Source organism: Paenibacillus dakarensis (assembly GCF_001373415.1).
GTDB lineage: Bacteria > Bacillota > Bacilli > Paenibacillales > Paenibacillaceae > Paenibacillus_AQ > Paenibacillus_AQ dakarensis.
In genome coordinates, this window is record NZ_CDSE01000030.1 from 112590 (window position 1) to 138024 (window position 25435).

The 25435-nt window shown below is 43.8% G+C and carries 16 protein-coding genes; 1 reads left to right on the forward strand and 15 read right to left on the reverse strand.

The genetic code is table 11. From position 1 onward, the window contains the following. Positions 1–5: 5 nt before the first annotated feature. The gene (locus tag BN1234_RS08760) at positions 6–3314 is read right to left on the reverse strand and encodes an ABC transporter permease (protein WP_245640131.1); all 3309 of its coding nucleotides are present in this window, start codon (positions 3312–3314) and stop codon (positions 6–8) included. 13 nt (positions 3315–3327) lie between these two features. Beyond that, positions 3328–3987, reverse strand: a complete 660-nt coding sequence (locus BN1234_RS08765) for an ABC transporter ATP-binding protein (protein ID WP_370733817.1) — start codon at positions 3985–3987, stop codon at positions 3328–3330. Positions 3988–4272: 285 nt separating this feature from the next. Between BN1234_RS08765 and BN1234_RS08770 the strand changes: the two genes are divergently transcribed. Beyond that, the gene (locus BN1234_RS08770) at positions 4273–5829 is read left to right on the forward strand and encodes a leucine-rich repeat domain-containing protein (RefSeq protein WP_054956281.1); all 1557 of its coding nucleotides are present in this window, start codon (positions 4273–4275) and stop codon (positions 5827–5829) included. Positions 5830–5904: 75 nt separating this feature from the next. On the opposite strand, the gene BN1234_RS08775 is transcribed toward BN1234_RS08770, so the two are convergent. The 13 genes from BN1234_RS08775 to BN1234_RS08835 form a co-directional block, all read right to left on the reverse strand. Continuing rightward, complete coding sequence (locus tag BN1234_RS08775; protein WP_054956282.1) at positions 5905–6585, reverse strand: DUF4956 domain-containing protein; 681 nt, start codon at positions 6583–6585, stop codon at positions 5905–5907. 20 nt (positions 6586–6605) lie between these two features. Beyond that, complete coding sequence (locus BN1234_RS08780) at positions 6606–7316, reverse strand: polyphosphate polymerase domain-containing protein (RefSeq protein WP_054956283.1); 711 nt, start codon at positions 7314–7316, stop codon at positions 6606–6608. A gap of 2 nt (positions 7317–7318) precedes the next feature. Beyond that, complete coding sequence (gene pelG / locus BN1234_RS08785) at positions 7319–10438, reverse strand: exopolysaccharide Pel transporter PelG (RefSeq protein ID WP_054956284.1); 3120 nt, start codon at positions 10436–10438, stop codon at positions 7319–7321. Then, a complete protein-coding gene (gene pelF / locus BN1234_RS08790; protein WP_054956285.1) occupies positions 10414–11853 on the reverse strand; it encodes a GT4 family glycosyltransferase PelF in 1440 nt (479 codons plus the stop codon). Before pelF ends, pelG begins: the two co-directional genes overlap by 25 nt. Continuing rightward, positions 11850–13685, reverse strand: a complete 1836-nt coding sequence (locus tag BN1234_RS08795; RefSeq protein WP_054956286.1) for a DUF2194 domain-containing protein — start codon at positions 13683–13685, stop codon at positions 11850–11852. Before BN1234_RS08795 ends, pelF begins: the two co-directional genes overlap by 4 nt. 4 nt (positions 13686–13689) lie before the next feature. Next, positions 13690–14583 (reverse strand): Rossmann-fold NAD(P)-binding domain-containing protein, encoded by an 894-nt coding sequence (locus BN1234_RS08800; protein ID WP_054956287.1) that lies wholly within the window; start codon positions 14581–14583, stop codon positions 13690–13692. Continuing rightward, positions 14576–16768 (reverse strand): NAD-dependent epimerase/dehydratase family protein, encoded by a 2193-nt coding sequence (locus tag BN1234_RS08805; RefSeq protein ID WP_054956288.1) that lies wholly within the window; start codon positions 16766–16768, stop codon positions 14576–14578. Before BN1234_RS08805 ends, BN1234_RS08800 begins: the two co-directional genes overlap by 8 nt. A gap of 203 nt (positions 16769–16971) precedes the next feature. After that, positions 16972–19068, reverse strand: a complete 2097-nt coding sequence (locus tag BN1234_RS08810; RefSeq protein ID WP_054956289.1) for a right-handed parallel beta-helix repeat-containing protein — start codon at positions 19066–19068, stop codon at positions 16972–16974. 193 nt (positions 19069–19261) lie between these two features. Beyond that, the gene (locus BN1234_RS08815; protein WP_054956290.1) at positions 19262–20122 is read right to left on the reverse strand and encodes a MurR/RpiR family transcriptional regulator; all 861 of its coding nucleotides are present in this window, start codon (positions 20120–20122) and stop codon (positions 19262–19264) included. A gap of 74 nt (positions 20123–20196) precedes the next feature. Next, positions 20197–20862 carry a hypothetical protein gene (locus BN1234_RS08820; RefSeq protein WP_054956291.1) on the reverse strand — a complete coding sequence of 222 codons (666 nt, stop codon included), beginning with the start codon at positions 20860–20862 and terminating at the stop codon, positions 20197–20199. 19 nt (positions 20863–20881) lie between these two features. After that, positions 20882–23029, reverse strand: a complete 2148-nt coding sequence (locus BN1234_RS08825; protein ID WP_054956292.1) for a hydantoinase/oxoprolinase family protein — start codon at positions 23027–23029, stop codon at positions 20882–20884. A 72-nt stretch (positions 23030–23101) separates the two neighbouring features. After that, entirely contained in the window at positions 23102–24397 is a 1296-nt protein-coding gene (locus BN1234_RS08830; protein WP_082423143.1) for a TRAP transporter large permease subunit, read from the reverse strand. Between the two features lie 36 nt (positions 24398–24433). After that, the coding region (locus BN1234_RS08835) for an FAD-dependent oxidoreductase (RefSeq protein ID WP_054956301.1) at positions 24434–25435 on the reverse strand (1002 nt) is incomplete at its 5' end.

Genomic DNA, 25435 nt, shown 5'->3' on the forward strand with positions numbered 1-25435 from the left:
CTTCCCTACTCTACCGATTTTAACGCTTCAATCATATCGATCCGCTTCAGCTTGTAATGCATGGACAGCATCACGATCCCGGAGAACAGCAGGGTTAACACCGCCGCATACCCGTAGCTCATCCACTTGATGTTCTGGCTGAACATCATCGCATCGACTTCAGCGGTCTTGAGCACAAATGAGTGCAGCCATATCCCGAGGAAATTACCGACGAAAATGCCGAGAACAGTCAAAAACATATTCTCCCGGTAAATATACATCGTGACTTCCTTATCATAGAAGCCAAGCACTTTAATCGTCGACAGCTCCCTGATCCGTTCCGAAACATTAATGTTAGTCAGATTGTACAGAACGACAAAGGCCAGCGCTGCTGCAGAAACGATAAGAACGACTACCACCACATTCATACTGCCCATCGTATCATCGAACGCGCTGCTCACTCCGCTCGTGAAGTTGACCATAGCCACTCCACCGTTTTTTATCAGCTTCTCCCCGAAGGCATCCTCCCACTTCTCGCTCGTATCCTTATACGTAAGAAGCTGCGCATTGACTTCCGGTTGATCACCGAAGACGGATTTATAATAGGAAGGTGTCATGTATAGATAATGCATCGTGTAATTCTCTGTAATATCAGCAATCTTGATATCAAACTTATCATTATCGTTGTTCTGGATCGTCAGATTGTCTCCAACACCTACACCATATAATCGAGCCAGCTTTTCTGTGATTACAGCGCCTTGATCCGTTAGCGGTATATTTTCACCCGACTTCCGGTCGTTCAGCAGGATAAAATCACTGAGCTGATCCGGAGATTCGGGAACGAATACGATCGCCTCCTGATTATTGACTCCCTTAGCGGTCGCCGTAACTGCGTCCTGAGTTACGTTCAGGACACCAGTTAGCCCCTGTATATTCGCAATCAGCTGGTCATAATCCTTCTTCTCCTGCTCACTGCTGTCGTCATGGAAAGCCACCGCTGCATTGTACTTCATGATCTTGCCGAACTGAAGCGGGGCGATTCCCCCGATTGAATCCTTCATCCCAAATCCGGCAAGAATGAGAGCCGCACAGCCTGCTACTCCGAGTACCGTCATAAACATCCGCTGTTTATAGCGGAACAGGTTTCTCGCGGTTACCTTTCCGGTAAAATTAAGACGCTTCCAGATAAAGCCTACCCGTTCGAGCAAAATACGCTGTCCGCTCTTCGGCGCTCTGGGACGCATGAGTACAGATGCGTTACTTCGCAGCTCGACCCGTGAAGCAATCAGCGCTGTCATCGTGGTGCACACCAGTGCAACAATAATTGAAATAATGCTGTAGCTAGGATAGAAGCTGATCCGTAAGTCAGTCAGATTGTACAGCGACCCGTAAGCATTAAAAATAATTGTAGGAAATAAGGTATAGCCCACGGCCAGACCTGCCGCGGAGGCAGTTACGCTTGCCAGAGTAGCATATACCAGGAACTTCTTCATAATGTCCCCGTTGCTGTACCCGAGTGCTTTCAGCGTTCCAATCTGAAGCCGGTGTTCCTCCACCATCCGTGTCATCGTGGTCAGACTGACCAAAGCCGCAATAAGGAAAAAGAATACCGGGAACGCCGTTGCTATGGATGAGAGCCGGTCCGCATTATCACCGAATTCGGTATACCCTGGATTGGTACTGCGCTCCAGAACATATGTCTTCGGCAGCTCGAGCTCATCCAGCTCCTTCTGCCCGTCCGCAATTTCCTTCTCTGCGTCAGCAATTTTCCGGTCTGCTTTCTGCTTCTCTTCCTGATACTCGGCCCTGCCTTTTTCATATTCCGCTTGGCCATCTTCAAGCTTCTTCTTCGCAGATGCGAGCTCTGCCTCGCCTTTCTGTTTTGCCTCGGCCAGATCCGCTCGACCCTTGTCGAGCTCTGTCTGCCCTTGTTCCAGCTTGCGTTCACCGGCTAGAAGCTGGGCCTGTCCCTCATCCAGCTGCTGTTTCTTCGCATCCAGCGTCTGCTGTGCGGAAGCAAGCTTACCGGAGGCTTGGTTTAATCCCTGTTCGAAAGAACCTACAGCACCGTTCAAAACGGCAGCATCTACAGCTCCGCTGAAATAACCTGAAACGACCTGTCCCAGCTTCTCATCCGCTGAGCCTGCTGCGGCAACCAGCTGCGACTTCCGCTCCTCAGTAATTGCTCCCGGCGGCAGCTTCGCTATTTGCTTCAGCGAACTCACGAGCTCTTGTCCTTGAGCAAGCTTCGGCTCCAAAGCCTTTTTCTGATTATCCAGCTCTGCTTGTCCTGCCTTTAGCTGGGCTTTCCCTTCGGTAATACGTGTTCGGTTCCGTTCCAGGTCAGCCTTGCCCTTTTCAAGCTCCTGCTGCGCAGCATCCAGCTTACTCCGGCCTTTGGCAAGCTCAGACTGGAGCTTCTCTACACCATCCTGATAGCTGCGTCGTCCCTCATCCAGTTCAGCCTTGGCATCCGCAAGCTTCTTCCGGGCATCCGCCAGCTGCTGCTTGGCATCGGTAATTTTTAGACGGGCTTCATCCAGCTCAACCTGTCCTTCCTTCTTAATCTCCTTCAGCCGCTCCTCAGGCTGATGCTCAAGCGCCTGCTCTACCTCTTCCTTATGCTGTTCAATAAGCTCATCATAGGCAGGGGTATATGGTGCGAGTGCCTCTGCATCCTTAAAGGTTAAGTAAGCTTCCGTATAGATATCCAGATTAAAATCCGCCTGCGGAATCACCACAAATACATCAGCCGTTCCCTTGCCGATACTGCTGCTGCCCCGTCCAAGATTATTGATGAACATCGGGCTTTTTACAGTCCCGACCACTTTGTAACTGATTGTCTTAAATGTATCCTTTAGCGCTTCTGAATCCGGATTCGTAAAGGTTATCGTATCCCCCAGCTTATACTCGCTTCCCATCTCTCCGTCTTCATCAATGACAATCTCACCGGTAGCCTGGGGCATTCTCCCTGAAATAAGCTTGTACTGATTCAGCGAATTGTCTTCAGAATAGGAAAATACCTTTGCAATGAGTCCGGTGTTATCCAGAAATACGTCCGCACTATACCCAGGCTGTACACCGGATACTTCCGGCACTGTTCTAAGCGTATCTATGTCTTTCTCTCTCAGACCATAAGTGGATTGAACCTTCAAATCCATCAGTCGGTGTTCCTTAAAATAATGTTCTGCAGTATTCAGCATATCGGGACCTGTTGCCTTGATCCCTGCGAAGAAGCCTACTCCTAACATGATGATGGCAAAAATGGATAAAAACCGCGCCTTGGTCCACCATATTTCCCGGAAAATATCAGTCCATAATGCTTTCTTTTTCAAAATAGTTAGCTCCTTACCATTCGATGCTATCGACAGAGACCGGATTCGGATTCATCACTACTTTCCGGACCTTGGCATTATTGATCTCAATCACCCGGTCAGCCATAGGCGCGATGGCCGAGTTATGTGTTATTACAATTACTGTCGTTCCGGTATTCCGGCAAGTATCCTGAAGCAGCTTCAATACCTGCTTGCCCGTATTATAATCCAGTGCCCCGGTAGGTTCATCACACAGCAGCAGCTTAGGCTGCTTGGCAAGTGCTCTTGCAATCGCTACACGCTGCTGTTCACCGCCGGACAACTGGGCCGGGAAATTGTTCAGCCTGTTACCCAAGCCGACATCTCGCAGCACCTTCTCAGCATCCAGGGCCCGAGGCGAGATCTGGGCAGCAAGCTCCACATTCTCTTTTGTCGTCAAATTCGGCACCAAATTATAAAACTGGAACACAAATCCGACATCCGTACGGCGGTACCCGGTGAGCTCCTTGCTGTTGAACTTGGCAATATCCGTCCCGTCTACAAGCACCTGCCCCTCATCTGCTGTATCCATGCCGCCCAGAATGTTCAGTACCGTTGATTTTCCCGCACCGCTGGGTCCAACAATGATGGCAAATTCACCTTTTTCAATTTCAAAATCAATTCCGTCATTCGCTACAATCGTGGTCTCACCCATCTTGTAACGTTTATATTCATTTTTTATCGATACAAATGACACTCTTTCCACTCCCATCTACCACTCTACGAGTGAATTTCCCCTTAATTGCAACATGTAAACAAGTTTATCACAAAAAAATAGCCCTATAAAAATATCATACCCTCAAAAGAAGTCATCTTCACACAACGTTCTAATTCTCCTGGTTTTTAACACACCAAATACCTCATCAGCAACATTTTGTAAAATTCAGCGTTTATATAAATGAGTATTTTTTCCAATATTAATTCGCAAAGGAGATATCTGATGAAAAAAATTAGCTGTTCTTCATTTCTTCTGCTCCTCGTCCTTGTTCTTTTGCCAAGCTCAGCCTTTTCCGCAGCATCATCTGAGTCCAAGGGAGTATCCTTCCCTGACCCGGTGCTCGAAATGATCGTCCGGCACGATATTAACAAGCCAGTAGGCATCATCACGCAAAAAGATGTCGATAAAATTACCGTGCTCGACACGAACAAAGTTCATGCCATGCTTGTAAATAAATTAAAGAAGCCCGGGGCCAGCACTCACCGAGTTGGGATAAGGAGTTTGAAAGGAATCTCGCAGCTGCGCAATTTAAAAACCCTTCGTATACAACTTAGGCATAACACAGCAACTGTAAGCCACACCATTAAGGACTTATCCGAACTTAAACATTTAAAAAATCTAAAGACACTCACCCTTAGCGGGGTATCCCTTGAATCTCTTCGGGGAATGGAACAACTTACGGGACTAACCTCCCTTGATCTCAGCTCGAACCAAATCAAGAATCTGGAGCCTCTTCAGAACCTGACCAAGCTGGAGCATCTCAATCTGTCGTGGAATCCTTTGAATCAGGGAACCAGCGGGCTAGCCCCTTTGAAGAAGCTAAAGAAGCTAAAAACGTTAAACTTGCAAATGAGTTCCATGGAAGACATAACACCACTAAGCCACCTTACCGAACTACAAACATTGACCCTGGGCGGCTCAGGTAATGGAAATCTCCAGCCTTTGAGCACCTTGACCAATCTTCGAAAGCTTAACATGGATTACTTTGATGCAACCAGCCTTAAGCCGCTAAGAGGAATGAACAAGCTGCAGGAGCTTTCGATGGTCTATAACCGAATCGAGGATTTAACACCGCTTGCCGATTTGAAGCAGCTCCAGATCCTCAACATGTCGGAGAATCGGGTGAAATCCTTGAAGCCGCTGGAAAACCTGAAAGAGCTGCGGATCATCAAAGCCCGTGACAACCAGATTGAATCCCTTGTTCCACTAACCAACTTGAAGCACCTGAAGTATTTGGATTTTATTGACAATCGGATTGTTTCCCTTAATGGGCTGGAGAATAAGGAGAACCTGGAAGTCGCTCAACTGCACTCTAACATTATTGATGTGAACAGCAGTTCTTCCGCTTCTATCCTAGCTCAATTAACAAAGCAAGGCACCGACATTGGTTACAGCACATTTGACCCATTCCCGGAAATCATGCTGTTTTACAAAGCGAAAAAAGTTTACGCATTCGGTAAATATTCCGAGCTATCGGCCGCTCCATTTGTCAGTAAAGGCAGAGTCTTCGTCCCGCTTCAGGTGATCAGCGACCTGCTGGGGGCCAAAGTGCAGTGGGATAAGGAAGCTCAAAAAGTGATTATCAAGGATGAGGGAGTCTCCATGGTCTTGCAGGTCGGCTCTATGGATATGAAATACAACGGACAAATGATTACCCTCGATGCATCTCCTATCATCTATGATGATATCGTTTATGTCCCTGCCCGTGCCATCGCAGAACGTCTCGGCATGCTTGTGAAGCCTTATTATGGTTACGGTGTTTCCATCAACTTATTTTAATCACTAAAAAGCTCCTTCCAAGCATTCGCCATGCTTAGGAAGGAGCTTTTTATTCGCTGTGGATCATATTCCACTTTATTGTGCATAATCCCCGGTATAATTAACAAGGGAGGCGTCTTGAACTCCGCTAATTTCACTTATACGATCTACAAAAGCCGTGTTATCATCGACGAGCCGTACTTCTACCGTCAATTCTGTAAATTCTTTTCGGACTGTTTTTGATTTGAGACGATGTTTCACTTTACTTAACTGCAGTTTTACTTCATCAGTCGCTTGGTCAGAATGCCGAATAATAAGTAGGAATAATTGTTCTTTTACCTTACGTCTCGATAGCCACAGTATCGTGATACCAATAATCAAAGAACCCAAGAGGGCAATCGGGTACAGCTTCGCTCCGGATGCAATCCCTGCAGAAATCGCCCAGAACATATAGACGATATCTAAAGGATCCTTGACCGCTGTTCTGAATCGAACGATACTAAGTGCCCCTACCATACCTAGTGAAAGAACAATATTTGTGCTAATGGTCATAATAACTAAAGCCGTAATCATTGTCATCAGAACAAAGGACACATTATAGTTATAGCTGTATACTACCCCGCGAAAGGCTTTTCGATAAATCCAGTAAATAAACATTCCAACAATAAATGAAGATAATAGACCCAGAAAAACGTCAATATAAGAGATGTTGCGAAAGGCTTCCAGGTTAAGCACGCTTTTTTTGATAATATCCTGAAAATTAAAATTATCAGCCACCCATGATTCCTCCAATGATTTTACTCTTTAAAATGATTGTTATTGACTTCACGACAAATCACATACTTAGAAATCGAAGATCGTACAAGCTCTGCCGGTTGTAACAGCTTGCGAATCGCAAACGGAATAAATGCATCGAACTTCACTTCCATGATGGTGACAGGTTCCGTTATCGCCTCTTTTAATACGAGATTTGTATCAAAAAGATCATAAGTATTGATGCCTGCTGATAGTTTTTTGTCAAAAGTAATCCTGACATTCCCCTGCTCGTAAACGTATGCTTCTCTTATGTAATCTACAATAGCTGTTGGACGAAAAGCGCGCTGGGTAAGTGCATGGTAAAAATCCCTGATTAGAGGAATCTCTCTATGAGAAAGCACCTCAGGATTTCCAGAGAGAATTGCGTCATACTCATTCCTTGAGATGGGCGCAGCTTCCTTATTTACATAATCCCCATACTTACTCTTTCGTTCCAGCGTGATTCGGTTATCACTTCCGTTATAGATCCGAATTCGATACTTTTCACGATTAAAAATACCGTTGTTCTTATCATGCAGTGAATGATTATGCGGTCCGTCAAAATACAAGCTTCGGATTCCGTATCCTTCACCGTTGATTGAATGTTCATCCATCCCCATATATGATGTCATTTTATGACGAAGAGTAATATATTCGTGCAGATGAATGTAATACTTAAATTCATGTCTCAGTCTTTTTCCTTGAATATGCACGCTTACTCCACCTCAAATTCTCTTAATCCATAGAAAAAAGTTCCTTCTTCATCATATATGATGCTATCAAATGCAATTTGGGAATTTCCCTTGGAATCACGCACCGTAACTTTCCAGTAGTAGGTTCCCTCAGGGAGTTCTTTCATTGTAAATTGAGTCGTTGAGATGCTCTTCTTCTCCGCTACGATCTGAGTGAATCCAGGATCACGTGATACCGTCAAATCATACAGAAGATCATCACCTTGCAAGTCGAATGCATTTTCCCAGACAAAATAAAGACTTCCATTGTCTTGATCTACATCACCTAAATAGAATGGTTTGGGCTTTTCCAGATCTTCAAGAAACAGCTTCTTCCCAAGCTCCGGTATTTTGGTGATTTCTTCAAACTCATTAGCAATTTCACTCTTTAATCCCGGTAGGAAATCCAGATCAGGTGAGCGGAACGAGAAAGTCTCCACCTGCTTCTGATATATCTGTAGCTGCTTCGCCACAGTTTCCTCATTTATAACTTTAGACAGCTCCTCAATTTTATCTTTCAACTGGTTAACATGCTGTTCAGAGCGAAAATAACGGTTATGTAGTATACCGCCCCAATAATTGCTTAATCCCTGCTGGTAATCACTTATACTCCGATTGTTTCTTTGCGATCCCCACCCTCCGTCATAGTCCCAAGGAAGGAAATACCATTTATTGGAATTAAGAGGCGAGTACAGGTAAAAATTATTCGCGTCCGTATCCATATTGTCCGACAAAATATTAAATGCCAGCCAGGTTAGATAATTATCAAGATCAAAATGCTTCTCCATGACCTCATCGATTGACATCGACATATCATTTACATCATCAAGCATTTGGATCAGCTTATCATGATCTTCCCGCCCTTTAATCTCAAGAATCGTCTCAAACTTCTTCTTATCGTAAGCCGGGTCAGACTGGGATTTTATTTGGTCCGGATATCGATTGAACTCAAAGAATGCTACTTTATACAAATGTCCATAGGGATCGAGCCAGTGGGACTTCAAAAACTTTTCATTAGGCTGTTCTACCTGTGTATAAAGGCCATAGTCCTTAAATACGGAATCGGATCCACCTTCAGAAAGGTCTTTCACATATACATGCACAAATTGTGTTCGCAAGCTGGTTATATTGGGAAGAGTCTCCAGCAAATCAAAACTGAGTTTATTTCGCACTCTGGATAAGTCTAATGAATGCTTATTCAGATTAATGGTTCTCTGATTAAGCCATAATCCAGCTTCATCATAAAGGCGGAGTTTGTATGATTTTTGAGAAGTATATCTGGCCGTATTACCCCGAAGACTGATTTTAGCGTTAGCCTCACTTGCTCCGTATCCAAACATCCCTTCAGAAGGACCCCTGCCATCCGGTTTTCCCTCCTGCATAATTACCTTTAAATTCTCTTCACTGTAGCGATCGGTATTTCGATTTAAGTTATACCAATTTAGCTCTGGAGTCTTACCTGATTTATCAGGGAGAACGGTGATGTACAATGTTTTGACTGAATCATCTTCATCTTTTGAATATATTCTCTTATCCTCAGATAATTTGTGCGTCTCTGATTCAGATGCAGGTGCAGAGCTAGTTTTAAGCTCCGGCTTCGTTTCTGCTTCTTTCCCTGTTGCATCTGTGCATGCCGAGAGAACCATTCCAGACAGAAGCAGCATCCCAATGATTGAAAAGGATTTTCCGATCCATTTGGATGGTGCAGCCGTTTTATTCTTCGCCTGGTGAAGTGGCTGGGAACAGAACGTATAATAATCAAGATTACGAAGTACATGTAAAAGTCTCATAATGCCTCCAATTAGCCCTAGTAAGGAAGCGATAAGCATCCCAAGTCCATCACTGCCCGTCTTCATTGACCATAGGGTGAAACCTAAATTCATTAAGATGAATGCTGAACTTAAAACCAATACTCCTCTTCGATCATCAAAGTACAGTAATAGATGAAGCAATATAAACATCATGATGAACAAAAAGTAACCCAGGACCAGTATCGTAAATACATCGAGCTGGGCCATTGTAAATCCAATCTTGGGGAGGATCTTCATCCCTATTGCCAAGGAAACAACCGTAAACAAAAGCTGCACTTGCATTAGAAAGCTGACGGATTGCACTAATGTTTGCTGCATTTCTTTTCTGGCGCGGTCTATTTCAATCCAGGTGCCCCCTTCAATAACATACTTATAATAGTTTCTGAACTTTACATAAAATGAGGTTTCCACAGATACTACAAACGTTACGAGTGACGGCACGACGGATAAAAACGCATAAAATACAGGTAAATCATAATAAAAAGATACTGCGTATCTCTCTGCAACCCATACACCTTTCTCACCTAGCCAATACACGAAACTATGCATGTAGATCCCCGAATACATAAATGTCCCTATAAAAAATAAGGACGGGTATTTTTTGAAGTAGCTGGTAAAGGCAAACAACTGCTTGGGCTGCTTTGCAGGAAACACTTGTTCAAAATGATAAAAGGACATCAATATAATGATCAGAAAACCAATATCAATAGAAAACACAGCTGCTGTAGTCGCATTCATAGAGGTAAAGGTGAGCAATATAAAGCCAGTCAATAGAGAAATCACTATTCCAATTAAGAATGACCGAACAATCCGGGTGTAATCCTTCAAAGCAGATAAATACACAGACTGCAGCCATACAACGACTAGCTCCATAAAAAACAGATAACTGGCAACCTTATATCCAATCCCGGCAGATACTCCCTGTAAAAACAACCAAGCTGCAAGTGCAGTCAAAGGCAAACAAATGATTAATGCCCCATAGAATGAGGAAAGAAGATGTTCATATTTCTTTTCAAAAATCATATCTGCTATAAATCGGGTCAACACCATACTGATCCCGCCAGTGATAATGATGGAGAAGATAAAAGCATATTGCATGGTTGAAATATACAATTCCCAATCCTGATATGTCCCATTACTCGCAATCATAAATCTTTGAAGGACAATAATTAGAAATATACATAACAACATCGGACCAATGGTTGTGAGCGTGGAGAAGGTGTATGCCTTCACATGATTAATCAGGCCTTGTTCTCTGAATAATTTTCTTAATTCAAAGCCGATTCCGGCCATGCTTCCACCCCCCCTAGTGATGCATAAAGCTTCTTATAACTGTTAATAAAATCTTCATATTTGTAATGACGGGAAACTCGCTTCAGTGCGTTATGTCCCATCTCTTCACGGAGCGTCTCCTCTTTGCATAGCTTAATGATGCTCTGTGCTAAAACTTCATAGTGCATAACCGGAGCAACAATCCCCGCTGGTCCAATACCGTCATTCAGTCCATAAAGCAATTCCTTGCAGCTTCCAACATTGGTTGTGACAAATGGTTTACTACAAGCCATTCCCTCCAGCACAGCCAATGGCTGCCCTTCACTAATGCTGGTTAACAGTAAAATATCCATCTGCCACAAGTAGTCCATCACTTGAACTTCTCCTGTAAAAATCACATCTTGAAGCTCCAGGGATTCCACCATTTGCAGACATTCAACATAATACTCATCATCCTCTTCGATCGGCCCCATAATCATTAATTCTGCTTGTGGTACTTCTCTTTTAACGATAGCGAAGCATTGAAGCATCGTTTTAATATCTTTTATAGGTACAATTCTGACGACTGCGCCAATCTTCACCTTTCCGTCCACCGGCCTTGAAGGAATGGTAGAAACATCAGGAAGATTAACTCCATTGGGAATAATACGAATTTTATCGGCTTCACATCCCAGTTCCACTTGTATTTCCTTATTTCGGCTAAATAAAGTTGTAATCTGATCTGCAGCATGGTAAACACAGCCTGATAGAGTGTAAAAATATTCAATCCATAAATCTTTAAAGTATCCCCTAACCCAATCCGCCTTTATTATTTCTTCTTCACGCTCACGCGAATAAATGCCGTGTTCGGTGAGAATCAACGGTTTACCATGAATATGCTTAGCTAATGCTCCAACGACCCCTGCATAACCAGTTGATACACTATGATATACATCAGCTTCAGGAACATCATGGCGAATGGTTAATATCAAAGGCATAATCATAGATCTTACTGTCCAGAACATCTCTGTAAACGGGACAAGAGAATATTTGGAACGGCACAGTTCTTCAACGACATCAAAATAATCTTTGCTGGACAGAAACTCCGCTGCCGACGTAAACCTTGAAGAACGAAACAAATCAAATATATCTTCCCATTTCACTTCACTTTCACCACCGAGCAAGGAACGAAGGGCTGTAATCTGTTTCTCTGCCAGCCTGAAGTGACGCCCCCATGCTCCTTCCTCATCCAGATAGGCATCAAGAAACACTTCCTTGATTTCAATAACGTTACCAGGAAGAACATACTTGAATTTTCCTTGCTGTTTACTTTGGGCACCTATGGCGTATATAATGAATTCATTTTCAGGCATTTCCCGGATCATGCTATGAATCCAGCTGGATACTCCACCGGTGATATAAGGGTAAGAACCTTCCGCAATTATGCATATTTTCATCGTTTATCGCCCAATCCGATTTCAAATTTTTCACTTTTCGCATTAACCAGATACGTATTTTGATCAATCTTGGTAACCAGGCAATTGTTCAATTTGCCTATTGCTCGTTCCGTTCGCAAAATATAATACAAATCACCATGATAGTTAGAGATCTCACCGCGAATGGAATGATCATCACGAGTCCATTTCACTTGTGAGTTCAGTGTTTTTTCCATTTCTATGGCCCCTTCAGCAGAAGTTGTTGCCCGCATCCATGGGTAAGTGGTTTTCAACCGATCCATTTTGAATGCAAAACCTTTATATAGCTCTTCCCAAGACATCTGCTTACCCCGTTCTTCGTCCAAGATATCGTCAGGATGGATAAAATGGGAGTAAACCCCAAGTTGAGTTATCGTGCTTGCCTCTGCCCAACGTACAAAAGGAGTATCTACATAACCCGACGTGATTCGGGGCATCTCAATAATACCGTCTTCCGCCACCTCAAACTCCTGCATATAGGACACATTGTTCATATCTTCTTCATACAACGAAGATATGACCATTAAGTCAGGCCAGGCCTTTTTCAACGCTTTCCTTCCCTCTTCGTCTAGCATGTTGGACGGTGGTACATAGGTTAACAGCTGGTATTTGGGAAAAGCCTTGTTCGTAAATTCAAGAGCCTCTGCCACCGATTTAGCCATTGTTTCCATGCTGTCCCAGGGGTTATATTCGTAATAATCAGCTATCTCCCTGCTGGTTTGCAGAGATTGATGATTATAGCCATGGATTCCGATCTCTCCACCGCTTTTAATCACCTCTCGTCCATAAGAGATCAGATTATGCCGATCCGCATCATCCGGATTCTGAAATGGCTCCTCGACCTTGTCGTTATAAGATTGAATAAGCACCGCTGTATATTTCAGACCTGTTCTCTTTGCCACTTTCAACATATCAGGCCACCAGATATCACGATAAAACTGCGGGATGTCTTTCTGATATGCCTCGTAAATGGCAGGAATCGTTCCTCTCCGAATAGGGGATGGGAAATCATCAATAAATACCAATTTTGAATTGAATATTGGATAAATAAAGTCCGGCTCTACCAAACTGATACCGCCCGCAAATAATCCCCTGCTAATTTTCACCTCCAGCATCGTTCCGTTAAAAACTAGAAAGGCGCCCTGCCCGTAGTTTTTTTTCCACATGAGCGGAATCCCCTCAAGACTGGAGGCTAGAAGTTCTACTGAATCGTCGAGAGCTACTGTATTAGCCACGTTCAACATAAACGGATCATCGATGACAAATCCTTTTTCTCCAATTAATACATTTGAATTAAGCTCAATGCCCTGTGTGCTCTTCCATTCACCAGTGGCAGTAATACCAAGTTTCCTATAAATTTGATAGAAAGAAGAATCCTGTTCCAAAATATTGGCAAACATCACGTATCCACCACGATTTACATAATCGGATACCAAGCTAATATCATCTAGGGAGTCCAATTGCCTATTGGTAATAATCGTGCTGACGCAGTTCTCCAACTTCAGATAATCATTGAAAACATCGGTGGTTTTTACATTCTTCTTCATATATTCCAGCGTCTTCACTGCATTATTCTTCACCAGAATACTTTCTTCATCCATCGAGTCGAAGATTACGCAATACATCAATTCATCATCAGCAATATGAGATGGAACATTAGATTGATTTAATATCCTGCGATCTTCGGCAAGGCTGCTGTTTTTACTCGACTGAAGGACATATTCAGACCGTCCAATTTGTAATACCAGTGTCAATATCACAATGGCGATCAAGATGATGTATACGTCGCGTTTAAAATGAATACTATTTCTCATCAGATCAAGCTCCTTCCGACCAAAATCTGACTAATGTCAGAGCGCGGTTTGAGAGACGGAGTGGTGATCTCTTTATCGAATCTACCGTTTCCTGAATCTTCAAATAGGATTTCATATAGAAATACACTTTCAGCAGGGAGAGGTAAGCCTCTTCACTATCAGGATGTTCCTTCAAGTTCGTTAATGCCGTGTTTTCTGCAGTTTGAAAGTCTCCTAAATCCAACTCTGTGTTTATCTTCTCCGTATAGGCTGCTTCGTTATTAGGAGTTATTAATATCAGCTGCTCTAGTACTAAAAGATAAGTGAACTGATACTTTCTCAAGGTTCGTGCATCTAGAAATCCGCTCTGCATGTACCCCTTCAGCACTTCAGCATAGTCACTAACGATATTGGCATCTTCTTTATTCACTTCATATTCAACAGATAACTGCTGCAAAGAAAGAGTTAACTTTCGTTTTATTTCCATAATCGCACTCACTGCATAATGAGAGGTCTCTGTATCCTCATTACTCACAGCTGTCTGCAAAATATCCATGTATTTCATCACGTCTTGTTTAAGCACGTCGATCATAACCGCTCGTCTGTCCGAATGATCACTTACGATCAGAGCTTCTTCAACAGATACAACATTAAGTTCTTTATGTCTCTCCAAGTTCATATAAAGCCCGCTCGTTTGCAAATCAGGCTCGTCATCCATTTCTATTAACTTCTCCAAAGTTTCTAAGTCCTTCTTTTGAAGCCATAATTTTGGCCAGAATACAGGGAACAACCATCCAACGACAGGGAATATGCTCACTAGAATCCACTTAAGCAACCACTCTCTTGAAAAAATGCGATTGTTCAGCAGCAATAGAGCACCCGATATCATCATGTATACCATCCAGAACAGCTCACCCACAGGCCATTTCTCCATCCATGACGGCTAATTTAATATTTTTCTTAGAGAAGCGATCTAAAATCTGGTCTGCGTCCTGAGAACCTGTATTCGACAGTAACAACATAATCTCGTTATTCTCCCCAATGCCTACGTAATCCGTTTCCCTGAGCAGACCTTTCACTTTGTCCGAAAATTCTTTCAAGGAAATGGAATCCCCGCTTTGAGTCAAAAGCATATATTGGATGTTATGTTTCTCTTTGGCTAACTTCTTATTATTTAATATCATGGCAAAGACTTCTTTTGTTAAAATCGTCGTATCCTTAACATAACGCTGGCTCTCGGTTGCTTTAATATAGGAGGAAGCTCTGGATAGAGCAGAGGAAACCAATTCTACGGTGGTTTTGAAGAGATTCTGGTAGTAGAGTGAGAATTTATCAAAGTTCATATCGTTAACTGCAATAACAGCCACGATTTCTCCGTTATTCATAACAGGCGCAGACATCATTGGAACATTCGCCGCGAACTCTTTATTCAGATGTACTTTTCCTTCCAATAACATTTGGCGAAGATAATCATGTTCTTCCACCTTTAACGATTTTAATTGAGTGCTTATGACTTCAGTAGAATGAGCAACAAGCCGCAGATAAGATTTGTTGGTATTAACCATATAGATCGAGACAGCCTTACTCTGCATTATCGATTCAATCACACCTACCGTAGAAGTGAATATCTCTTCTGGTTCAAGGCTCTCCAATTCTTTTGTAATTGAATAAATCTTGCCAAAGCTGTCACCGCTGTTCTGGATCCTTAGCTGCAGTTCATCTTTCACTTCACGAACTTCGGTATATACATTGTTTAAAAATTCATAGCGTTCTTCCATCTCACTGAGCTTGTTATCTTTCATTTCCATGAGGTGGTTCTTCCGTTCGATCGCATACCCTACGATCAGTCCGATGAATAAATAGACTGCGACATGGAAGAAGAAATTCGTGTCATACAGTAAAGATATGATCTCTCGGCCATCCGCCAATTTTTCATAAATCAGCAGTCCTACAGATAAAAAAACGGCAGTAATCGCTTGCCGATTCCCATAAATTATGCCTATTAGCACGATATAAAACATACTAACGTCAATAAAGGCATAAGCGATGTCCCATTGACTCAGTGTAAGCCAAGCCGTCACTGCGAAGGCTAATATATTTTCAGCGTAAGGTTTTACTTTTTGTATAGATTGTCTAAACTCTGTTGATGCTTCACTATGTACCTTCTCAGTAGCTGTATCGGACTCCACCACATTATTATCCTTGAACCATTCGTAGGTTTTAATTAAACCCTCTTTGTAGCTGTATAAAGGAATCCAGTCGAGATCACGTTTGATTTTTGTGTTGTTCAATACGGAGCGTTTAATATCTGCACTACGAGGGGATTGATATATTACATTCGCTGATCCATGCATATTAACCAGCACTTCAGCCAAGCTGTTTACAGAGCATTCTTGTCCGGTGGATAAATTGTAGACTCCTTTAAGGGAGGAATAAGATGATCTAAAGATAGCGTCCGCAACATCCTCTACATATATAAAATCACGGGTCTGCTCTCCATCACCATATATCACGAGGTCTTTCCCCCGCATAATATGTTCCATAAAGATGGAAACCACACCGCCTTCCCCCGCATTTCCTTGCCGAGGGCCATACACATTGGAGAATCTGAAACATAAGGTATCCAGTTCGTATATTTCACTCCACTTCGTACAGTAGGACTCTCCTACCAGCTTGCTTATCCCATAAGGTGAGATTGGGTCTTTAGAAGATGACTCGTCAATCGGGAAATCTTCATTTAACCCATAAACTGCGGCAGATGAAGCGAAAATGAATTTCTGAACCCCATACTTTTTCGACATGCTTAACATATTCACCAGACCAAGTACATTCGATCTTGTATCCAAATTCGGATTCTCTATCGAGGCTGTTACATTGACTTGAGCAGCCAAATGGACAACAGCATTAAATTGGTTGGAACGAAATATTTCCTCACATTTCGCGTCCTCTACAGATAATTGATAGCCTTTATGTTTAAACTTTACATTGCTTAAACATCCGGATATCAGATTATCAATGATGTATACTTCCCACCCCTCCTTGTTAAATCTCTCCGCCACATGGGAACCTATAAATCCATAGCCCCCGGTAATTAATACTTTCAAATTGTTCACCCCGTTACGAAGTTAATCAATCTATGGTGACTTGATAAATATAGGTAAGTGATTCGATATTACCACGTGTAGGAATAATTTACTATTAGATTTTTCTAATAAAAGCATAAAAAGACTACAATTACTTTAGTTGATTTATTTGACAAAATATTACTTTGTTCACAATAATACGAGTGAATAGCGCAAGAACAATATCAGTTTTTCCAGGATTCTAGCAAAATGGCTTGAAATATTTTCATTTTATCTGCTAAATTATTCGTATTTACGACATTAATCAACCCGCCGCTAACAGGAAGTTTATCTTTAATTAAATCCGATCTTATATACCCTATTTTGATTAAGACATGCTGATTCACATTCAAGTCAGTGAGGGGAATGGACATTTCCATAGTGGTCTTTGTTAGAACATAATTCGGTGCTTTAACATAATTCCGGATTTCAGACCAGTTCCAGTCATTCTCTCCCTCTCCGCTGTAAACATAAAGAATGCCATTTTCGAGCATATAATCCGCACCGCTGGAAGACCAATATGAATTTGTATATCCTGTTTTAAGACTATTATCTGTATTTAGAAATAGTTGGTTCTTCCCTTCTAAATTTTGTCCCTGCACAAGAACACTCAGAAAGTGTTCATCCTGGGTCGCTTTTAAGCTTTTTATATTACCGGTTCCTTTACTTAATACGGGTATCTTGCTCCAATCCTTCTCATTGCCGTCAATAACATATGGCTTTTTGCTGTTGTTCATGGGAGTAAACACATACTCCGAAGCACCAGCATCAACCGTCTTTCCTATTTTTCTTGGAGCCCCGTAATAATCATATGCTCCTTCAAGTCCTGAGTATGCCTTACCTTTGTCTATAGCAATTGAACCTGGCTTTAATCTTATATTCCCTGACCCTTTATCTACCCAGTGAGGATCTCCATACAAGGAATTCATATCATTTCCAGTCTCATTTTTATAAGTGCCCCAGGCCGTGTATTTAACTCCATTCCATTTCCACACGCTTCCCTTGGTACCGTTAAGTGAATACATCACGTTGAAATCCATCTTGTTTCCCGAACCGCTGGAATTTATTTTGTTTACCAGTAGTTTCTGTGAATTCGAATATATGATATTATTTAAAAACTGATTATTCTGGTTATTCCATTGCAAAGTGATATCTCCATCGCCTCTTTTCAAAGAATCGTTTTCGATAAATGTATTATTTATAATCACATTGCCCACGGCTCCGCCATTTGATGAACTTGCCCCTCCTAGTGTAATTCCAGAGCCATAATTATGATGAATATAATTATTTCTAACCGTAATGTGACTCGTATACTTTCCTTGTTTCTCACTAGCCAGCTCGATTCCAAAGTCATTCTGATATGAGTGATTCCTCTCAATAATAATATTCGCTGCTCCATCGGCATAAATTCCGGCAGCTGCGTGCACTCCGGTTCCATATGCCTGGTTATTGGAGGAATCAATATGATACACGGTATTCCCTGAAACAAGACCATTACGAGTCTGGTCCACACATGGTTCTGAGCATGCTCCATAAAATCCAGCGAGTTCAATGCCGATGTTATTATTTTCGTAAACTTTATTATTCGTTATTTCGAACCCGTCTATATTTCCGCTTAAAGTGAGCGATTCACTCTTCCCTAAGGTCAAATGGTGAACCTGATTATTATCAATAATAAGGTTAGTGATGGGGGTGGCTGTATTCCCTAAAACATGAATTCCATGAGCATTTCCACGATTTGATGTATTCCTGATGTGATGCACATTATTCCCTACAAGCTGTATATTGCTGCCCCCATTGTAAATTCTGATGCCAGCGGGAAAGACAGAATGGTCTGATGTTCCCAGATTACGTATTTCGAACCCTTTAATTTTCACAAAATGTGCATTGGAGAGAAGCACCAGAGCCGGGTTGGAGCTCTCCAATTGAAGATTAGTACCATCAATCACAGGCACCTCACCCATGTAGTTTTCGAATTGAATCATCCCCGATTCCTTACTGCCCGAAGATTTTATGGATACGAATTCTGAATAAACGCCACCTCTGACAAAGACCGTTTCACCTGGTTTGAGCGTATCGGCCGCCTTTTGAATCGTTCTCCAAGGACTGCTTAACGTACCTGGATTGCTGTCATCCCCTGAGGTGGAAACATAGTAGATCTTCTGTTTATTTTCATCAGCATAAATAGCGCTTACATGATAGTTAAACAAGAATATAAATGGGAGCAAAAGTAATGTTAATGAGCGTAGTTTCAAGTTACTCCCGCACTGATATCTGGACATAATCAACTTCCTTTCTGCTTTTATAAATAAGAATGAATATCTTTGATATATTTCCTCAAATAATAAACCAGATATTAACTGTTATACAACATTTTTCAGGTTAAAATACTGACTTTGTTCCATTTAATTTATATGCTCCTGCCGCAAAAAAAAGCTCCCCACCGTAATACCGGTAAGGAGCGCTTCTCTTAGGTTATAAAAAATAATTCGTAATCGATTGATCACTTGCCAAAATGGCCTCACTATCAAGCTTTTTCTTCAAATACTTCTTGTCCGAGGAAATGAAAATATTCATGATTAGATCCACAACGAACAGGAACGTAATATGATTGGACATCAAGGCGCTGTTGCTGACCGAAATTTTATCCGGTACGATCATATCAACAACCGCATTTTCCGTGATCGGGGATGAATCATAACAGGTGATCGCGATCGTCTTCGCCTGATTTATCTGGGCAATAGACACAGCATCCACAATTTCCTTCGTGGAGCCTGAACGTGAGAATGCGATCATCACATCCTCCGGGCTGCACTGGGAAGCGGCTATCTTCATCGCCCGGCTATCGCTGATCGCTTCTGACATAATGCCGATGATGGCAAGACGATTCTTTAGCGCGGTGGCTGCCAGGAAGGAGTCGAACAGCCCGATCAGGAAAATCCTTCTCGCACCCTTCAGCAGATTAACCACCTTATGCAGCTGTTCCTCCGTAATCAGCGCCGAAGTATTAACGATCAGCTCATTATAGTCAAGCGCAAGAGCATCAATTGCATTGATCTCCCGTCTTTCTTTTTTCTTCGCCTGCATGTCACGATAGAAAGCATCCTGGGCAAAAGCGATCTTAAAATCGTTAAATCCTTTATACCCTACCTTTTTACAAAAACGGTTAATGCTTGTCTCTGACACGCCGATTTCGTTGGCAATCGCCGTTATGGTGTTCCGTGTAATAAATTCGGGGTTATGAATGACAAAGTTAGCAATCTGATTCTCCCCGTATGTTAATTTCTGTGTTTGCGATACAATTTTTGCAATAACAGCGGGAACCTGTGAAGACATGATACCTCCTCCTACCTACCAATGAACACTAGCAAACCCCATTATATCACACCGCGTAAGGTATTGATAAAGCGCTAAAGCCACGACTTCCAATGCTCAACCCGGCCTGAAAACTGCTCCTTGGAGAGCTCTTTATTCTGCATCAGGTACTCATAATCAAGCACATTCGGCAGGCAGGGCAGCTGCGTAAGCTCCTTGCAAAAGGCATGGGCCGCAATCTCACTAGTCTTCACCACACTGGAACGCTTCACGAACCATTTTCCAACCCTGAACACTTCAATGGGCTCCAGCTCTTCATTCGTAAATTTCCCGGATTGATACTCAAGATAGTGGTAGAACTCATGTGCTAAATGAATATCGATCAATCGGGCCAGCTCGGATCCCTCCGAGTTCATGCCAACCACCGCTTGATAGGATTGCTTCAACCCGGCCAGAGAATCAGAATAGACAATAATCTCTGGCGGCTTCTTGGCAAAGTCGATCTGTGCACGAAATTGCACCTTGTGGAACGTACCGGACCGACTCGTGATTTCATAGCGCAGACCTGCCTCTTCACACAGCTCCCGAATATCCCTCCCGATAAACGGGACGGCTGCTTCCCGGCCTCTGGCAAGGGAGCTTCGCACGTAATACGGGATCTTGTCTTTGGGAATTTTATGAAACAGCGGATCCTGTTCCAGCTCTGCACATGCCATCGTCTCGTCATCTAAAGACTGTACTGCTTCACGAGTCGTCATCATTGTCCTCCCCCGCCCCTTACTACTGATATGCAACCACAATCATTTCATCTTCTGCACGAAGCATTTCCGTTTCAATTTCCAGGATTGACATCAGCTGCTCTTTCGTTTGCATGCCTGTGAGATCCAGCATCTTCTCTTTATAAAATACAAATACCTTCGGGATGGTCGCATTCGCATCCGAATAAATCGTATTGTCATCCAAGAACTCGCTGAGCAGTCCGCCTTGCTGAGCTTTCGTCAGCTTCTTGTACTGTACATTGGCTTTCTTGAAGCGCACAACACCTTCCCGGTCCAGCACACTTATGCTATTCGATTTCTTCTTAATAAGCCCAAAGAAAGATTTCTTCACATATTCACTGGCAAACAGGCTCCAGCGCCCGCTTCTCGCGGCAAGCTTCGTTGTCTCCAGAGGCTGGTCCACCGATTTGGCAGCAATGACAGCCATCTCCTGATCAGACATCGCTGTTTGCCCTAAATCCTTGGAGCGGAGCTCGGTTGATCCGGTGGCTACCGCACGCAAAATATTTTTCTGGCTGTCGATTTCAATCGTAACCTCAACCGTCTCTTCACTGGCACCCGATTTTACGATGCGCTCAACAATCTCGGACCTTATCCGCTTGATATCCTCATCAGTCGGATTGACAACCGTCCGTTCCAGTTGCTCCTTCACCATAGCCAATGCCACACCAATGGTGGATACATAAGGAGCATTGTTCGCGATCTTGCTCTTTAAATTTTCACGCTCAGCCATCGCCGGCACAAGCACCGCACCGCTTCCGCCGCCGCCTACAAGGGTAACAAAGGAGCGGTCCAGCTCATAATCCTCAATCATTTCATTGACCGTCTTCATCGTTTTGTCAATTGCGATGTTCATAACCGCTCGGGCGGCCTCTTCAACACTTAATCCGACATGTGCTGCAAGAGCTTCCCACGACCGAATCGCCGCCTCTTTATTCCCTTGAGCATAGTCGCCTTCCGGAATATATCCAAGAATATTCGCTGCTCCGGCTAAAGTATAGGAATACTCCTCCCCGTTCTCACACTCAAGTATGATGTACTCCGCCGGATCGCCTTCCCTTGGACTAACAAACTTCACCTTGGGGTTCACAATTTGCTCTGTCTTCGCGAATGCCTCATAAGCTTTACCGGCAATATGCGCACTCCGCGGGCCAACATCCGTAATTTTACCGCCGGACACCCGGATCATGCTGCCGCCCGCAATACCAAGTGTACGTACATCAAGCGACTGAAGGTAGGTTCGGTGGCCTCCCACCTGTGCATTCTTGATCATAACCTTACCGTTCTTAATGACAGAAATATCTACACTGGTGCCCCCGACCTCGAAGAAAATACCGTCCGAGATCTTCTCATACATCAATGCACCAGCCACGCCTGCAGCCAAACCGGACAGCATGGTCAGAATCGGCCGCTTACGCACTTCATCAATGCTCATTACACCGCCATCACAGCGCATGATCATGAGCTGGGACTTGATATTCGCATTTTTGACGGACTTCTCCGTCATGTTGGCCGTCTCCATCATTTTCGGGATGAGCGATGCATTTACAACCGCTGTTCTTGTCCGCGTCTTGAGGCCGTACAGCTGTGAAATTTCATGCCCGCCTGTTGCATAAATGCCTTTTCGATTCGCAATTTCCACAATCCGCAGCTCATTTGTCGGATCATCAACGCTGTAGGCTTCTGAAGCGACAATAACCTCGGCACCCTGTCTTACAAGATCATCAATAGCTGTCTCGATCTGATCATCTTTTAAGTCTTTGGAGTCCAAATACATATGATATGTCTTCAGATACTTGCCTGGAGCAAGCTCGATATCACCAGGGTTCGATTCCGAGCGTGCACTTAGGCCATCAATCCCCGATCCCATGCCGATAATACCAACGGAAGCAACGTCCCCTTCAAGAAGTGCATTCGTTGCCTGTGTTGTTCCATGAGCGATAAAAGTAACATCCTCCGGCAGAATGCCCCGGCTTGCCAAAATTTTGTTCAATATCTGTACGATTCCCTTCGCCACTCCATCCTCGTCATGGTGAGTGGTTGGAATCTTCATCTTCTCTATGACTTCATACGTTTCGTTATCAATAACTGCCGCGTCTGTAAAAGTCCCCCCGACATCTATTCCTACCCTTACTTTTCTTCTCTCCATCATTCTCCTCCTGAAGTAACAGGCGGGACTACGCATAATAGCTGCGTCTCCCGCCCGGGTTTACCTGCCGGGTTAAAAGACCATGAAAGCCCCGATCAGCATCGAAATAAGAACGGAAACCATCATCCAAGGCAGTGTCTTTTTCAATATTTCGTTAATATCACTCTTTGTAAAATCAGCAACCCAAACGTTGTGAGAGTTCGTTGGATCGGATACAGCCTGCACATTACTTACGACACGCAGTGCGAGCATCGCAGCAATCGGGGTCATGCCCGCCGATACGAACAGTGCGGCAATACCGCTTCCGAGACCCCATACGTTCAGAGGACCACGGTAAATAGCAAGCGGTGACAGCAATGTAAAGAACACGATGTACATAATCGGATTCGTAGGCAGTACGGCTTCAATCAGCGGTGAGATGAGAGACGATACCTGCGGCGCCATAACGGAATTCAAGAGAATACCGATACCAATCATGAGCGCCATCGCACCAGCGATGTCCTGAATCCCTTCAATCAAAGCACTGGAGAGCACATGAATCGGGCGTTTCGGCCAAGTTAGCAGAATCGTTACCAGCGCACCGATCACTACAGCCGGAACAATATCGAGCTTAAAGGCAAATACGAGAATAACCGGTACCAGCGGGCTGATGAGCGCAATCGTTGGAACTTTTTTACCTTCTCCCCCGCCTGTAGTATTTGGCATAGCCCATGCTTTACGGCCTTTACCGTCTTTTTTAATATAGAAAATAATCATAGCAACCGATAATGCAATCAGCGGAAGGGCTGCTACCAGCGTGTAATCAGCAATCTCCGCAACGGAGAGACCAAGAACATCCACATAAACCGCCCAGTTCGAGACATTGAACAATGCGCCTACACCCACTGCAGAGACTACAACGATCGAAGCAACAAATTGGGAAATCCCTGCAGTAAGCATGATCGGAATAACAATCGTACCCACGAGGATAACCATGCCGAGACCGCCGGCTGCGGAGAAAATGATAGATGCCGTAGCAAAGAACAAGACTGCGATCAGTACCGGTTTATCCCCGGCGAGCTCAGCCGCTTTTCGGATAATGGATTTCGTGATTCCAACTTTGTTTAGAATTTGTCCGAACCAGGCACCGAACACGAGGCCGGCAATGGCACCCGACAAACGCATGGAGCCGGCTGACAGAATCGTCTTAGCAATCGTTGCCGTTTCAGGATCACTGGACATCCACGGAACCCCTGCAATAACTGCAAATATTACAGCCATTAAAGGTAAAGCCAGTATCGTCGGAAGTTTCCGGGCCATCATTAATCCGACAAAGATCAGAAAGACGAGTAAAATACCGATGGCTTGAAACCACATTAACGTTGTCATTTCAATAACCCCTCTCAAAAAGGTAACTGCTGTGTATTACACTTCCAAATAAGCTCCTTGCTCTTTAAGAATCCGCTGTACTTCCTTGATATTTACCTTCTGAACATCGAGCCCCTCCTTCGCAGCCAGCGCTGCTGCTACACCTCCGGCATGGCCAATAGCACCTGTAGTCGGTGTTGTCCGCATTGCCGCCTGCGCTTCGAACGTTGCCGAAATACAGCGGCCAATGACGATGAGATTCCGTACAGACTCGGTAATCATGCAGGAGTAAGGAATGCTGTACATTCCGCCCCATTCCAGCTTCTGATGCTTCGTTCCTTCGCCGTCAGGACTATGGATATCAATCGGATATCCTGAGTGGGCAATCGTATCCTCAAACAGACGCTGCTCCAGCAAGTCCTCAGCTGTAAGCGTATACACTCCTTTGATCTGGCGGGAACCACGGACACCGATAGTTGGGCCTGTCGATTCCACAACTGCATCCTCAAAGCCCGGAATATACTTCCGTACGAACAGCTCCAGCTCACGGCACTGCTTACGCCCTACCATCTCAGCCCGGCTCAGGCTCATCGCATTTGTGGCATCATGACCCAGTATCCGGGTCGTGTTCATAATGACCTCACCCGGGTTGTTCGTCTCGAAGAACAGAATGTTCTCTCTCGGGATTGAAATCTCACCCTTAGCCTTTGCTTCCTTGAACAGGCTGTCAAATCCGCCAACGGATAGCCGCGGTGCCTTCTCGATAATTGATGTATCCCCGTTATATAGAGGGAAGTCCTCCGGATGTTCGTGGATATACTGTTTAACCTTGGGGATATCCACGTTATACATTTTCATCTTCAGGGTCATAGGCTGCATGGCCCCGTCAGATTCCCTTCCCTTCGTAAATTCCGCTCCGGCCCCAACAGACAGGTCACCATCACCCGTGCCGTCAATGAATACAGATCCTTCAATTTCGCTGAGTCCTGACTTGTTGCAGACCGTAATACTCACGATTCGGCCATTCTCAGTCTTCACACCTGCCAGCATCGTGTGGTA

Coding starts and splice junctions, on each gene's coding strand:
- BN1234_RS08765 (WP_370733817.1), bottom strand. CDS start 3,987: ATGGGTGAGACCACGATTGTAGCGAATGACGGAATTGATTTTGAAATT.
- BN1234_RS08770 (WP_054956281.1), top strand. CDS start 4,273: ATGAAAAAAATTAGCTGTTCTTCATTTCTTCTGCTCCTCGTCCTTGTT.
- pelG (WP_054956284.1), bottom strand. CDS start 10,438: ATGGCCGGAATCGGCTTTGAATTAAGAAAATTATTCAGAGAACAAGGC.
- pelF (WP_054956285.1), bottom strand. CDS start 11,853: ATGAAAATATGCATAATTGCGGAAGGTTCTTACCCTTATATCACCGGT.
- BN1234_RS08795 (WP_054956286.1), bottom strand. CDS start 13,685: ATGAGAAATAGTATTCATTTTAAACGCGACGTATACATCATCTTGATC.
- BN1234_RS08810 (WP_054956289.1), bottom strand. CDS start 19,068: ATGTCCAGATATCAGTGCGGGAGTAACTTGAAACTACGCTCATTAACA.
- BN1234_RS08815 (WP_054956290.1), bottom strand. CDS start 20,122: ATGTCTTCACAGGTTCCCGCTGTTATTGCAAAAATTGTATCGCAAACA.
- BN1234_RS08820 (WP_054956291.1), bottom strand. CDS start 20,862: ATGATGACGACTCGTGAAGCAGTACAGTCTTTAGATGACGAGACGATG.
- BN1234_RS08825 (WP_054956292.1), bottom strand. CDS start 23,029: ATGGAGAGAAGAAAAGTAAGGGTAGGAATAGATGTCGGGGGGACTTTT.
- BN1234_RS08830 (WP_082423143.1), bottom strand. CDS start 24,397: ATGACAACGTTAATGTGGTTTCAAGCCATCGGTATTTTACTCGTCTTT.